Annotated in this window: 9 protein-coding genes, 1 rRNA gene and 1 riboswitch; of the genes, 2 read left to right on the forward strand and 8 right to left on the reverse strand. The window is 52.6% G+C overall.

The window, feature by feature from the left end:
• Positions 1-66: 66 nt before the first annotated feature.
• The 3 genes from HC231_RS22465 to btuB form a co-directional block, all read right to left on the reverse strand.
• Positions 67-1,607: ribosomal RNA gene (locus HC231_RS22465) — 16S ribosomal RNA — on the reverse strand.
• Between the two features lie 370 nt (positions 1,608-1,977).
• A complete protein-coding gene (gene murI / locus HC231_RS22470) occupies positions 1,978-2,835 on the reverse strand; it encodes a glutamate racemase (RefSeq protein WP_208228849.1) in 858 nt (285 codons plus the stop codon).
• On the reverse strand, positions 2,780-4,627 hold the full coding sequence (btuB, locus tag HC231_RS22475; RefSeq protein ID WP_208228850.1) for a TonB-dependent vitamin B12 receptor BtuB: 1,848 nt from the start codon (positions 4,625-4,627) through the stop codon (positions 2,780-2,782). Before btuB ends, murI begins: the two co-directional genes overlap by 56 nt.
• A gap of 67 nt (positions 4,628-4,694) precedes the next feature.
• A riboswitch (cobalamin riboswitch) is annotated at positions 4,695-4,960 on the reverse strand.
• A 130-nt stretch (positions 4,961-5,090) separates the two neighbouring features.
• On the opposite strand from btuB, the gene trmA reads away from it, so the two are divergent.
• Entirely contained in the window at positions 5,091-6,194 is a 1,104-nt protein-coding gene (trmA, locus tag HC231_RS22480; RefSeq protein WP_208228851.1) for a tRNA (uridine(54)-C5)-methyltransferase TrmA, read from the forward strand.
• 41 nt (positions 6,195-6,235) lie between these two features.
• Here the strand turns inward: trmA and HC231_RS22485 are convergent, their stop codons facing one another.
• Together HC231_RS22485 and fabR are read right to left on the reverse strand one after the other, a co-directional pair.
• A complete protein-coding gene (locus HC231_RS22485) occupies positions 6,236-6,619 on the reverse strand; it encodes a YijD family membrane protein (protein ID WP_208228852.1) in 384 nt (127 codons plus the stop codon).
• A gap of 90 nt (positions 6,620-6,709) precedes the next feature.
• Positions 6,710-7,339: an HTH-type transcriptional repressor FabR gene (gene fabR, locus HC231_RS22490; RefSeq protein ID WP_208228853.1), complete on the reverse strand. Its 630-nt coding sequence runs from the start codon at positions 7,337-7,339 to the stop codon at positions 6,710-6,712.
• A gap of 193 nt (positions 7,340-7,532) precedes the next feature.
• Between fabR and sthA the strand changes: the two genes are divergently transcribed.
• Positions 7,533-8,939: a Si-specific NAD(P)(+) transhydrogenase gene (sthA, locus tag HC231_RS22495; protein ID WP_208228854.1), complete on the forward strand. Its 1,407-nt coding sequence runs from the start codon at positions 7,533-7,535 to the stop codon at positions 8,937-8,939.
• On the opposite strand, the gene oxyR is transcribed toward sthA, so the two are convergent.
• The 3 genes from oxyR to HC231_RS22510 form a co-directional block, all read right to left on the reverse strand.
• Positions 8,922-9,839, reverse strand: coding sequence for a DNA-binding transcriptional regulator OxyR (gene oxyR / locus HC231_RS22500; RefSeq protein ID WP_208228855.1), 918 nt, complete (start codon positions 9,837-9,839; stop codon positions 8,922-8,924). The genes sthA and oxyR overlap by 18 nt on opposite strands.
• Before the next feature lie 629 nt (positions 9,840-10,468).
• Positions 10,469-11,362, reverse strand: a complete 894-nt coding sequence (gene metF / locus HC231_RS22505) for a methylenetetrahydrofolate reductase (protein WP_208228856.1) — start codon at positions 11,360-11,362, stop codon at positions 10,469-10,471.
• A 355-nt stretch (positions 11,363-11,717) separates the two neighbouring features.
• Positions 11,718-14,153 (reverse strand): bifunctional aspartate kinase/homoserine dehydrogenase II, encoded by a 2,436-nt coding sequence (locus HC231_RS22510; protein WP_208228857.1) that lies wholly within the window; start codon positions 14,151-14,153, stop codon positions 11,718-11,720.

Genomic DNA, 14,153 nt, shown 5'->3' on the forward strand with positions numbered 1-14,153 from the left:
TTTCTGCTCGTCATTTTCATCAGACAATCTGTGTGGACACTGCACTAACCTGTATCAGGCTTTTGGTAAGGAGGTGATCCAACCGCAGGTTCCCCTACGGTTACCTTGTTACGACTTCACCCCAGTCATGAATCACAAAGTGGTAAGCGCCCCCCCGAAGGTTAAGCTACCTACTTCTTTTGCAACCCACTCCCATGGTGTGACGGGCGGTGTGTACAAGGCCCGGGAACGTATTCACCGTAGCATTCTGATCTACGATTACTAGCGATTCCGACTTCATGGAGTCGAGTTGCAGACTCCAATCCGGACTACGACGCACTTTATGAGGTCCGCTTGCTCTCGCGAGGTCGCTTCTCTTTGTATGCGCCATTGTAGCACGTGTGTAGCCCTACTCGTAAGGGCCATGATGACTTGACGTCATCCCCACCTTCCTCCGGTTTATCACCGGCAGTCTCCTTTGAGTTCCCGACCAAATCGCTGGCAACAAAGGATAAGGGTTGCGCTCGTTGCGGGACTTAACCCAACATTTCACAACACGAGCTGACGACAGCCATGCAGCACCTGTCTCACGGTTCCCGAAGGCACTAAGGCATCTCTGCCAAATTCCGTGGATGTCAAGAGTAGGTAAGGTTCTTCGCGTTGCATCGAATTAAACCACATGCTCCACCGCTTGTGCGGGCCCCCGTCAATTCATTTGAGTTTTAACCTTGCGGCCGTACTCCCCAGGCGGTCGACTTAACGCGTTAGCTCCGGAAGCCACGGTTCAAGACCACAGCCTCCAAGTCGACATCGTTTACGGCGTGGACTACCAGGGTATCTAATCCTGTTTGCTCCCCACGCTTTCGCACCTGAGCGTCAGTCTTCGTCCAGGGGGCCGCCTTCGCCACCGGTATTCCTCCAGATCTCTACGCATTTCACCGCTACACCTGGAATTCTACCCCCTCTACGAGACTCTAGCCTGCCAGTCTTGAATGCAGTTCCCAGGTTAAGCCCGGGGATTTCACATCCAACTTAACAGACCGCCTGCGTGCGCTTTACGCCCAGTCATTCCGATTAACGCTTGCACCCTCCGTATTACCGCGGCTGCTGGCACGGAGTTAGCCGGTGCTTCTTCTGCGGGTAACGTCAATGAATAAGGCTATTAACCTTATCCCCTTCCTCCCCGCTGAAAGTGCTTTACAACCCGAAGGCCTTCTTCACACACGCGGCATGGCTGCATCAGGGTTTCCCCCATTGTGCAATATTCCCCACTGCTGCCTCCCGTAGGAGTCTGGACCGTGTCTCAGTTCCAGTGTGGCTGGTCATCCTCTCAGACCAGCTAGGGATCGTCGCCTAGGTGGGCCATTACCCCGCCTACTAGCTAATCCCATCTGGGTTCATCCGATGGTGTGAGGCCCGAAGGTCCCCCACTTTGGTCTTGCGACGTTATGCGGTATTAGCTACCGTTTCCAGTAGTTATCCCCCTCCATCGGGCAGATCCCCAGACGTTACTCACCCGTCCGCCGCTCGCCGGCAAAGAAGCAAGCTTCTTCCCGCTGCCGCTCGACTTGCATGTGTTAGGCCTGCCGCCAGCGTTCAATCTGAGCCATGATCAAACTCTTCAATTTAAGATTTGTTTGATTCGCTTAATTAAAAGCTGTGCTCAAAGAATTAATAACTGTTTATTCGTAATGAATTTACTGTTGTCACTCTTCAAGACTTTTTTATATCGTTGCCGATACGGTCTTGTGAGTGCCCACACAGATTGTCTGATTGAATTGTTAAAGAGCAGTGCCACAATATCCTGTGGCGCGGGCGGCATATACTATGCTTTTCCGCAGTGAAGTCAAGCGATTATTGCCTGGCTTCCGACTTACCGCACAACAGCGCGAGCGCCGTTGCCGTGTCAGTGGGAGCGCATTATAGGGACTTCTCGGCGGCTGACAAGCGCTAAATGAAAAAAAATCCTCAAGCGCTTATTATTTACCCATCGCGCCATTAAAGTGATAGTTTTTCCAGCGATGAAAAGCCGTAACGCTGTAATACAGGCCAAAGCGTCGCCACTTTAGGTGTTATCGCCAGACAATAAACCAGATTCTTTTCCGCTGAGACAGGCGCATGCTCAAGGTTAGCGATAAGCCATGCCGTTCTCCTGGCGATAGCCGCCCCCGAATCAACCAGGCGAGTGCCGTTGGGCAACGCCAGATGCAGCTCATCCGCCAATAGAGGGAAATGCGTGCATCCGAGCACGACGGTGTCAGGCGGTTCCGGCAGCCGTAACCACGGACGCAAGACTTTTTGCAGCTCGTCTGTACTAATGTTTTCCCCTTGAAGTTTAGCCTCCGCCAGTTCAACCAGCTCGGAAGATCCCAGCAACAGTATCTGGCAGTCATTGGCGAAACGCGCGATAAGCTCATGCGTATAGGGCCGTTGCACGGTCGCGCGGGTGGCCAACAGCCCGACGACGCCATTGCGCGTCAGCTTAGCGGCAGGTTTAACCGCCGGAACAACGCCCACCACCGGGAAGCTAAAGCGTTCGCGCAGTGATGGAAGGGAAATGGTGCTGGCGGTATTACAGGCAATCACCACCAGCGCCAACCGGTGTCGTTGCTGGATTGCCGTAACAACGCTGAGAACACGTTCGATAATAAACTGCTGAGGCTTTTCGCCGTAAGGAAATGCCTCATTGTCGAACGCATAGATATAGTGAAGATCCGGCAATAATTGCCGGATTTCATTATAAACAGACAACCCGCCTACGCCGGAATCAAACACCAGCACGGTAGGACGGGCAGGCAGGTCAGAAGGTATAGCTTCCGGTGAGATAGTATTCTCGCCCTGCCGTACGGTAGCCATATGCCGTCTCATAATCTTTATCAAACAGGTTGGCGATTCTACCACGAACCGTTAGTTGGGGGGTTATCGGATATGAGGCGGAAAGATCGACCGTGCTGTAGCTTGGCAGGCGGCGTTGTTGAGCGTTAAATATACTTGGGCTGTTATCGTATCGTTTGCCGGTGTACTGATAAACGATATCCATATCAACATCAAACATGGTCCAGTCAATCTGGTATGAGGCTTTTTGCTTAGCGCGACGCGCCAACACGCTATTATCCGAGTCCCGTCGAGGATCCAGGTATTCTAGCGTGAGACGATGACTAAATATCCCAGTATCAACGTTACCCGTCCACTCCACGCCTTTTATGGTCGCTTTATCCGTATTGAAATACTTGCTGGTGGCAAAATCGTAATCAATCAGATTATCAACCTTGTTGCGGTAAGCGGATAAACGCCATGACAACGGCCCGGTAAGCCCTTCCAATCCGGCTTCCCACTGAGACGACTCCTCTGCCTTAATATCTCTATTACCCCAGGTGCCGTATATCTGACCAAAAGCCGGAGCGCGAAACGCGGTTCCGTACGACACGGTGAAGCGATAGCCCGGTATAAATTCCCAGCCAGCGGCGCCCTGCCAGGTATTATGGCGATTATATTGGCTGCTATCGTCCGTCCGTACGGCGCCTTCTAATGTTACCTGATCAAAGTATTGTTGCTGGGCGGTAAGATAGAACCCAGTGTTTTCACGCGCATGTCCTTCATTGCCCGTGCCCGGCTTGTTCTCTTCCCTCCGCCAGTCAGCACCGGCGCTCACCGAACCATGCGCTATTTGTAACGTATTGCCCCATAATACGCTGCGCTGCGTCACTTCATTCAATGAGTAGCCGGGGGCATAGTTCCCTTGGTCGGATTCGAAATTATAATCTTTATATGTCTGATAACTTGCAATAAATTGCGATGAAAAATCGTTATGTTGGAATCGCAGGCCGCCATCAAAATTCCGGCTGTATAGCTGCCGCGTATCGCTGCTGCCGGCAGAGGTTTGATCGTAATCGGTCTTATTGCCGTAGCCATAGGAGCGCACAAAACCGGACACAGAATCATTGAATCGCTGTTCTATGCTTCCCCAAAGAGCCTTGCTACGAAAGCCATCGTCATCGTTATCGGCTGGAACGGATGACCTAGGGTAGACATTGAAACCCTGTGTTTCCTCAAAAGATCCGGCCAAACTTAACGCGGTATTATCTCCGATATGCTGACGAATGCTGCCATCATAGATTTGATATTTATGCGAACCCATGCCCGCTTCCAGTTTTCCGCCATCCGTCTCTTTTTGAGTAATGATATTAATTACCCCGCCGATGGCTTCCGAGCCATAAACAGCCGAGCGAGGGCCGCGGATATATTCAATACGCTGCACCAGCGTCATCGGTATCTGATTAAAATCAACGCTACCGATCACTCCCGGCGAGGCCATGCGAACCCCATCAATCAAGACGAGCACATGACTGGAATTGGTTCCGCGAATAAACATCGACGCGCTTTGCCTCATCCCCCCGTTCTGCGCGATATCCACGCCCGGCAGACGGCGCATAACATCCGTCAGGTTTTTTGCCTGCCAGCGGTCGATATCTTCGCGGGTAACGATATCTACCGGGGCAAGAACAGAAGAAACGGGTTGAGGAACGCGGTTAGCCGTAACGACGATATCACCGTCACGCTCTTGAGATGAATCCGTATTGTCTTGCGCCCAGACGGGAAAGGCCGTGACAGAGAACACTGTCGACAGCAATATTTTTTTATTAAGCATTTATCGAGCATCCAAACGATATAGAGGATGCCGCACTACCATGATGAATAGCACGCGATGATCATGGTCACTGCGACGTATACCGGCAGGTCTTCGGGCTTGGGGCCGCTGTTACTTTGATTCCCGAAACATCGTTCGTGATCGCCATGATTCGCAATAAACGTTGGTAACAACCGTTCGTAACAACAAAGAGCGATGACTTCCCATCTTTAACAAGACAGTGTCTGCATCATGCTATCGCTCTGACTACCCTTACCGCTGCGCGTCAGCTCCAGATTCACACTGGATTCCCTTTTAACTTGTAATAAAAGGCCGGATTTTCATGCTACGATCGCGCTACTCGGAGGTCTAGTCTCTTATTTCATTACAGAGTAATAACATTGTAAAGCTGGACTTCCCAGCCGGATTACCTGGATTTTCCGGCCAATATAGCCATTTTTGATGCCGTTCAGATGAGAAAACCATGACGCCAGAGAACTTGCCCGTTGAACAATACGACAACCAGTTAGCACAAAAAACAGAACGTCTTAGCAACATGATGGCATCATTTAATGCGCCTAAACCTGCTGTTTTTCGTTCCCCCGCCAGCCATTACCGAATGCGCGCAGAGTTCCGCATCTGGCATGACGGCGACGATCTTTACCACATCATGTTCGATCAACAGACCAAGCAGCGTATTCGCGTCGATCGGTTTCCGGCGGCCAGCGAATTGATAAACCGGTTGATGCCTGCATTGATCGCCGCTCTGCGGCCCAATCCTATTCTGCGTCGCAAACTGTTCCAGATTGATTATCTTTCCACCATGAGTGGCGAAGTAGTGGTTTCCATGCTGTATCACCGGGCGTTGGATGATGAATGGCGGCAGCATGCCGGCGCGCTGCGCGATGAACTGCGTACGCAGGGGTTTCAATTGCAACTGATTGGCCGCGCGACAAAAACCAAGATCTGCCTGGATCGGGATTATGTCGACGAATGTCTGCCCGTCGCCGGGCGCGATATGATTTACCGGCAGGTTGAGAACAGCTTTACCCAACCCAACGCGTTCATCAACATTCAAATGCTGGAATGGGCGCTGGACGCGACAAAAGGTTCGACGGGGGATCTGCTGGAGCTGTATTGCGGCAACGGAAATTTCTCACTGGCGCTGGCGCGTAATTTTGATCGCGTGCTGGCGACCGAAATCGCCAAGCCGTCGGTCGCCGCCGCGCAATACAATATTGCCGCCAATCACATTGATAACGTGCAAATTATCCGTATGTCGGCGGAAGAGTTTACGCAAGCCATGAATGGCGTTCGCCCGTTCAAGCGTTTACAAGGCATCGATCTGACAGACTATCGCTGCGAAACCATTTTCGTCGATCCCCCGCGTAGCGGGCTGGATACGGAAACCGTCAAGCTGGTACAGGCTTATCCGCGTATTCTTTATATTTCCTGCAATCCCGAAACGCTGCGCCATAATCTGGAAACGCTGACGGAAACTCATCAAATCAGCCGGCTGGCGCTGTTTGACCAATTCCCCTACACCCACCATATGGAATGCGGCGTGCTGCTTGAGAAACGCCAGTAATCATGCGGCAAGGCAGGTGGTCTTTACTCGCCTGCCGTACGTCATACCTCCGGGGCGTCATTCTCTTTGGCGGATTTCCGGGCTTTTAGCTTGAAGCCGATCCAGAACACCAATGCCACGCACAGAATTGAGGGCACAAAGTTTGAGCCTATACTGGGATACTCAACGCGCACGATCGCGCTGTAGAGCAACAGCCCCAGTAAAAAACAGGCGGCCACCAGCAGGGGAGCCTCTTCCGACATACTGCGGCTCATATATCGCTGGTGAAGGCAATAGATGGATAAAATCAGCGTAATGATGGGAAATATCGAAAACGGCACCAGCGCGCTAAACAACGCAGAAAATGAACCGTTAATGGATAAACCCGCGACCAACGCTAAAATCAGCGTACCTTTTTCTCCATAATGGTAGGATTGTTCTGTCATAGCTTTTCTCTTCTCTATAGCTGTTTATACCCTTCCATTTTCCAAGCCGGCTTCCGGCGCGCTGAAATCTATCGGGTATATACCAAAAATTTACGACATACCTGCGTGGCTATCCTGCTCTTTGCGATACCAGTAGTAGGCGCCTTTGGAAATCATGCGCAGTTGCAATACCAGCCTCTCCTCCAGTTGTTTCCGCTGCTCCAGGCCGACATCCAGCGCCTCCGCCCCGGCGCTGAAAACAATGATGACCATCGCTTCCGCCTGCGCTTCCGCAAAACTGCGTGGAATATGATTTTCGACTTCCAGATAATCCGCCAGTTCAGCAATAAAATGCTGAATCTCGCGCGCGACAGCGGCGCGAAACGCGGCGGAAGTCCCCGAACGCTCGCGCAATAACAGCCTGAAGGCATTAGGGTTATTGCCGATAAACTCCATAAAGGTTGAGACCGACGTTTTTATCACGCTGCCGCTTTTGGCAATTCGTTGCCGCGCCTGGCGCATCAGCTGGCGCAGCATCAGGCCGCTTTCATCGACCATCGTTAACCCGAGCTCATCCACATCACGGAAGTGACGATAGAAAGACGTCGGCGCGATGCCGGCCTCACGCGCGACCTCGCGTAAACTCAGGCTGGCAAAACTGCGCTCCGCGCTTAACTGGCTGAATGCCGCTTCAATGAGGGAACGACGCGTCCGTTCTTTTTGTTGTGCTCTGACACCCATTATCCTGCCCAAACCATCCGTATTTCTCTCCAGAAAAGCACTATAGCAAACTTTATTGTCAGCATACTGAGACAAAGTCTGCCACATTAAAAATGTGATCATAGGTTTCCATAATAAATACAAGGGTTATTGGGTTGCACCCTGGCGCATGTTACAATGTCGTTATCGCCTTGTATGGAATGAGTTACTTACTATGACCACAAAACAACCATTCGATTATGATGCCATCGTTATCGGTTCCGGCCCCGGCGGTGAAGGCGCCGCGATGGGATTAACCAAACAAGGGGCGAAAGTCGCGGTGATTGAACGGCACTACAATGTCGGCGGCGGCTGCACGCATTGGGGAACCATCCCTTCCAAGGCGCTTCGCCATGCCGTCAGCCGTATTATTGAGTTTAACCAGAACCCGCTATATAGCGACAACGCCCGCGTTATCAGTTCCTCTTTTTCCGATATCCTGCGCCACGCGGACAGCGTTATCGGCCAGCAAACCCGGAGGCGCCAGGGATTTTATGAGCGTAATCAGTGCGAGCTGTTCTCCGGCGAAGCCCGTTTTGTCGATGAGCATACCGTTGCCGTTCATTATCCAGACAACAGCCACGACACGCTGACGGCGGCCAATATTATTATCGCCACAGGCTCGCGCCCCTATCGCCCAACGAACGTCGATTTCAATCATTCCCGCATCTACGACAGCGATTCCATTCTGCAGCTCGACCACGAACCCCGGCATGTCATTATCTATGGCGCGGGGGTCATTGGTTGCGAATACGCGTCCATTTTTCGCGGCCTTAACGTCAAGGTTGATTTAATTAATACCCGCGATCGTCTGTTGGCTTTTCTCGATCAGGAAATGTCCGACGCGCTCTCTTACCACTTCTGGAACAACGGCGTCGTCATCCGCCACAACGAAGAGTTTGACAGCATTGAAGGCCTGGCGGACGGCGTTATCGTTAATCTCAAATCCGGCAAAAAAATGAAGGCGGATTGTCTGCTGTACGCCAACGGACGCACCGGCAATACGGAAACGCTCGGTCTGGAGAATATCGGCCTGAGCACCGACAGCCGCGGACAAATCAAGGTCAATAGCATGTATCAAACCGGACTGGCGCATATTTACGCCGTCGGCGACGTTATCGGCTATCCCAGTCTGGCTTCCGCCGCCTACGATCAGGGGCGTCTTGCCGCGCAGGCGATCGTCAAAGGGGATGCCAGCGCCCATTTAATCGAGGATATTCCCACCGGGATTTACACCATTCCTGAAATCAGCTCGGTGGGGAAAACCGAACAGCAGCTTACGGCAATGAAAGTTCCCTATGAAGTGGGTCGGGCGCAGTTCAAACATCTGGCGCGCGCGCAGATTGTCGGAATGAACGTGGGAAGCCTGAAGATCCTTTTCCACCGCGAAACGAAACAGATACTGGGTATCCACTGTTTCGGCGAACGCGCGGCCGAGATTATCCATATCGGACAGGCGATTATGGAACAGCAAGGCGAAGGTAATACTATCGAATACTTTGTTAATACTACCTTCAACTACCCGACAATGGCGGAAGCCTATCGGGTTGCGGCATTGAACGGGTTAAACCGCCTGTTTTGACACGTTTTCCATATAACTTTGCATATGCTCGCGGATGGTATCGGCCAGTTGCTCATAGCGTCCGCGCAACGGCGAACCGGGGCGGTAAACCAGAGCAATAGTGCGCTTCGGTTCGGGTTTGTGGCAAGGCAGGTAGCAGACGCCATCGCGCTCGCGCTCGTGGGGAACCGCCAGCGATGGCAACAGCGTGATACCGCTCCCCGCCGCCACCATATTGCGCAGCGTTTCCAGACTGGTGGCGCGGAAATGAGTGTCTTCGTCGGCTCCCGCCTGGAAACAGAACCCCATCGCCTGATCGCGCAGGCAGTGCCCGTCTTCCAGCATCAGCAACTTTTCGCCAGCCAGGTCGGACATCGCCACGCGCTCACGATTCGCCCAGGGATGATCCTGATAAATCGCCAGCTTCATCGGCTCATCGAACAACGGCACTTCGATAAAAGCTTCAGACTCTTTCACTAACGCCAGGATAGCGCAATCCAGCTTACCGCTGTCCAACTGGGCCAAAAGCTGATGGGTCTGCGCTTCATGCAGATACATTTCAAGTTTGGGGAACGTACGATGCAGCATCGGAATGATCTGTGGCAGCAGATAAGGCCCGACCGTCGGGATCAAACCGATATGCAATGGCCCAGACATGGTTTCTCCCTGCTGGCTGGCCATCTCTTTCAATACTTTAACTTCACGTAATACCGTACGCGCCTGTTCAACCAGCAGCAAACCCGCCTGAGTGAACAAAACTTTTCTACTGGTTCGTTCCAGTAGCATCACGCCTAACTCGTCTTCCAACTTACGGATTTGTCCACTGAGCGTTGGCTGACTAACATGGCAAGAGTCTGCGGCGCGTCGAAAATGACGATGTTCTGCTAGCGCCACCAGATATTCCAGATCCCGAATATTCATTTATTATTCTCCTTATAATGATAGCAATTAACGATAGAAAGATTAGCAACGAATGATTATTCCTATCAATATTTAAGCGAATAATATTATCCATCGAAGCGCATCTGTTTATTTAACCTAAATAAAGCAACACTTTCACCATTAACAGTTCGAGTCCATATTATCAGCCAGAACATATTATCAGCCAGAAAAGTAAGCAAATTACATAGAAAGCTTTCCATACGCGCCAAGGCGAGCAATGGAGTGGGGTTAACAAATACGTTAATGATAAAACTGTCATCGTCTTTCTTCACCGGAGGCTTTTAGCAGCCAGATCCCTTAGCCATCTGCCACGCTATAACGAGTGAGCCGGCGTATTCAAGTGATTTGGCGCCGATCGCATTTTGTGTAGCTATATTAACGACACATCTATATTACATGCTTAGGATTCCGATCCAGGTACAGACGATATTGCGGCCATTCCTTATAAGAGCGGATAATTTATTGTTTATACAGGGATATGGGTGAAAAACTCTGCTTTTTGATGTGATGCCTGAGGATGTTATTTCTCGATTGAGGCTATTTCGGAAGTCGATACAACAGAAAAACCCTGCGTCGGCAGGGTTTCAGACAATCTTCGCTTTTCTTGTTCAGGCAACGGTCGGACGCACACCCAGGGTATGGCAAATCGCGTAGCTCAGATCGGCGCGGTTGAGGGTGTAGAAATGGAAATCTTTCACGCCTTCCCGGCTGAGGATTTTCACCATATCCATGGCGATAGACGCACCGACCATTTTACGGGTCTCAGGATCGTCATCCAGCCCGTCAAACATTGAGGTCATCCAGTTTGGCACACGAACGTTGGTCATGGTGGCGAAACGCTGTAACTGTTTGAAGTTGGAAACCGGCAGAATGCCCGGCACTATCTCAACATCAATGCCGGTAGAAACGCAGCGGTCGCGAAAACGAAGATAGCTTTCCACGTCAAAAAAGAACTGGGTGATCGCCCGATTTGCGCCGGCGTCAATTTTACGCTTCAGATTAATCAGGTCGGCCTGAGCGCTTTTTGCTTCGGGGTGTACCTCGGGGTAGGCCGCGACGGAAATATCAAAATCCCCGACTTCTTTTAGCAAAGCGACCAAATCGGCGGCATACATTTCCGGTTTACCGCCGCCTTCGGGTAAATCGCCGCGCAACGCCACAATGTGGCGAATGCCGCTTTGCCAGTAATCCTGCGCGATCTCGCGTAGCTGCTCGCGGGAGGCGTCGATGCAGGTAAGATGCGGCGCCGCTTCCAGGCCGGTCCGTTCTTTAATCGTTTTGATAATGCTGTGGGTGCGGTCGCGTTCGCCGGAATTCGCACCGTAGGTAACGGAAACAAACTTCGGTTTGAGTTTGCTCAGGCGGTCAATGGAATTCCAGAGCGTTTCTTCCATTTCGCTGGTACGCGGCGGAAAAAACTCAAATGACACATTAATCTGTCCCTGTAATTCCGCCAGACTTTGATTCAGCGATTCCCGCTGATTTGCGTGAAAAAAACTCATACCTGCCTATCCTATTAACCAATGCGATTATTATCGTTTTTCATAACCGTCTATACGTTTAGACGTCCATATAGAAAATGACGCAATCTGCCTGAAGAGTCAATGTTTTTGCTCGGCTATATGGTGATGATTATTCATCAAACGTGAAAAATATTCATAACAAGGTTCGAGCGTAACGATGGGTTCGGCCCGTCGGACCCTGTTTATGGCTGTCCATGCGCCAAGCAGGCTTGTGCCGCAACAGAGGATGCAAAGTAGCATGGTGGAAAATAACGCGGTCGACGCGTGCGCAGACGATCCCGCCTCGCACGCTATTTTTCCGAACGCGATCCTTCAGCATCGCGCATGCGTCAGCTCAAAGCAGCTGCGCCAGACGGTTTAAATCCGACTGAATCGCCCCGGCCGTGACATCTCGCCCGGCGCCCGGTCCGCGGATCACCAGAGAGTTATCCCGATACCAGCGGCTTTCTATCGAAAATACATTATCGCCCGGCAGCAGCGAGGCCAGAGGATGATCGGGTCTGACCGCCTCAACGCCAACGCGAGCCTTGCCATTAGCATCAAAACGAGCGACATGGCGCAGAACCATCCCCATTTCCTGAGCGGCCTCCAGCCGTTGCAGCATCTGTTCGTTCAGCGATTCGCCATTCTCAAAGAACTGATCGACCGAGCCTTCTTCACACCCCGCCGGCACCAGCGATTCAACCCGCACCTGACTGGGCTCAATCTCATACCCGGCTTCACGCGCCAGAATAACCAGCTTGCGCATCACATCCTGCCCGGACAAATCAACGCGCGGATCCGGCTCGGTCAACCCTTGCTGGCAAGCCTGATCCACCAAATCCATAAAGGGTACCGAACCATCAAACTGGAGGAACAGCCACGACAGCGTTCCCGAAAAAATACCGCTGATCGCCAGAATGCTGTCGCCGCTTTCCCGCAGATCCCGCACGGCAAAGTTCACCGGCAGACCCGCGCCGACAGTGGCGTTATATAACCAGTGGCGGCCGGTTTTGGCGAAAGCGTCGCGAATCTGACGATAATTATCGCCGCCGGACGCGCCCGCCAGTTTATTCGCGCTGATGACGTGGAAACCATAACTGGCGAAATCGAGGTATAAATCAGCGACCGACTCGCTGGCCGTCACATCCAGCACCACTAAATCATCATAGGGATGGGAACGCATCCACAGAAACAGATCTTCGCCATCCCGCTCCTGCGCTTCGCTGTCGAAAAACGCCAATACCCGGCTGACGTCCAGACCGTCATAGTTCAGCAAACTGCGGGTACTGTCCACCACGCCGGCGAGAACAAACTCAAACCCGGTACGGGCGGAAATATGCGACTGCTCGCGGGCGAACAGCTCCAGCCAGCGGGATCCGATATTTCCTTTACCAAACAACACCAGACCAATGCGTTTTTCCGCACGGAATAATGAATGATGCAGCCCGCGCACCAGATGTTCCGTCGGCCCGACCCGCAATACCGCCACTAGGCTGATGCCGTCTTCCGACTGCCAGATGAACTCCGTCGGCTGATCTTTCAACTGCTGGTAAAAACGGTGGCTATGCAACGGATTATTGCAGACGCCCGCGCCCACCATCGCCACCAGCGCCAAACCTTCGCGCAGGGTTAACTGCGCGGACAATCCGGCCTGATTCAGCAATTGCCAGGCGCTGTCGACCACTTCCGTGGTGTAACACAGTTGCAGTAGATTGCGATCGTGATGGATCCCCGTCGCCAGCGGTTTCACTTGCGAGCGATTCAGTAACTGTTCAACATCTTTTTGGATCTGCGGGAAATCGTGTTCCGATGGCGCCTGAATTTCAATCAGACAAACATCGTCGTGGCTGGTGACGATTTTTGCGCCCGTACCCGACGCCAGCACGCGTTCAATACGCGTAGAACCTTGCTCTGGCTGATAGCTGCAACGCAATTGCAGATCGATATCGCTGCCGGATACTGGCTGTAAGGTACGGGTATGCAGCACCGGCGCGGCCAGCCGCGCCAGTTCGCTCGCTTCATCCAACCGCAGCAGCGGCAGCAGACAGGCATCCTTGACTTTGCGCGGATCCGCGCTGTAGACCCCGGCGACATCGCTCCAGATGGTCACTCTTTCAACGCCGGCCAGCGCGCCGATCTGGGTAGCGGAATAGTCGCTGCCGTTGCGTCCCAGCAGCACCGCTTCACCCGCTTCGTTGCGGCAGATAAACCCGGTGACGACCAAGCGCTGCCCTGGGTATTTTGCCAAAAACTGTTGCAGCAGCGGTCTGGAACGGCTTTCATCCACCTGTGGCTGCGCGGCCCGCTCAGCGCGCAGAAAATCGCGCGCGTCCAGCCAGGAAGCCTGAATATCCATCTGGTTAAGCAGCGCGGCCATCAGACGAGCCGACCAGATCTCTCCGTGACCGACCACTTCGGCATACACGGCGTCATCGATCTTACCGTCCAGGAGTGCGGCTAAACGCTCCAGATCGCGAATAAACTGCGCCGTCAGCGGTTCGGCCACTTCTGGAGGTAATAGCCCGACAATCAGATCGCTCTGATAACGGCGCAACGCCTGCTGAACCTGATGCGCGGAAAGACGATCGCTTTGGCTCAGTCTTAACCAGCTAATCAGGTGGTTAGTCGTGCCGCCGGCCGCCGAAACCACCATTAAATCGCCCGGCTGGCTGTGCTCGGCCATAATGCCGGCAACGCGCTGATAACACTTCACATCGGCCAGGCTGCTGCCGCCAAATTTATGCAGTTGCCGGCCGGTTACCGTTCCCGCTACTCCTGATGCACTCAT

This window comes from Brenneria izadpanahii, assembly GCF_017569925.1.
Lineage (GTDB): Bacteria > Pseudomonadota > Gammaproteobacteria > Enterobacterales > Enterobacteriaceae > Brenneria > Brenneria izadpanahii.

Coding starts and splice junctions, on each gene's coding strand:
- metF (WP_208228856.1), bottom strand. CDS start 11,362: ATGAGTTTTTTTCACGCAAATCAGCGGGAATCGCTGAATCAAAGTCTG.
- oxyR (WP_208228855.1), bottom strand. CDS start 9,839: ATGAATATTCGGGATCTGGAATATCTGGTGGCGCTAGCAGAACATCGT.
- sthA (WP_208228854.1), top strand. CDS start 7,533: ATGACCACAAAACAACCATTCGATTATGATGCCATCGTTATCGGTTCC.
- fabR (WP_208228853.1), bottom strand. CDS start 7,339: ATGGGTGTCAGAGCACAACAAAAAGAACGGACGCGTCGTTCCCTCATT.
- HC231_RS22510 (WP_208228857.1), bottom strand. CDS start 14,153: ATGAGTGCATCAGGAGTAGCGGGAACGGTAACCGGCCGGCAACTGCAT.
- btuB (WP_208228850.1), bottom strand. CDS start 4,627: ATGCTTAATAAAAAAATATTGCTGTCGACAGTGTTCTCTGTCACGGCC.
- murI (WP_208228849.1), bottom strand. CDS start 2,835: ATGGCTACCGTACGGCAGGGCGAGAATACTATCTCACCGGAAGCTATA.
- HC231_RS22485 (WP_208228852.1), bottom strand. CDS start 6,619: ATGACAGAACAATCCTACCATTATGGAGAAAAAGGTACGCTGATTTTA.
- trmA (WP_208228851.1), top strand. CDS start 5,091: ATGACGCCAGAGAACTTGCCCGTTGAACAATACGACAACCAGTTAGCA.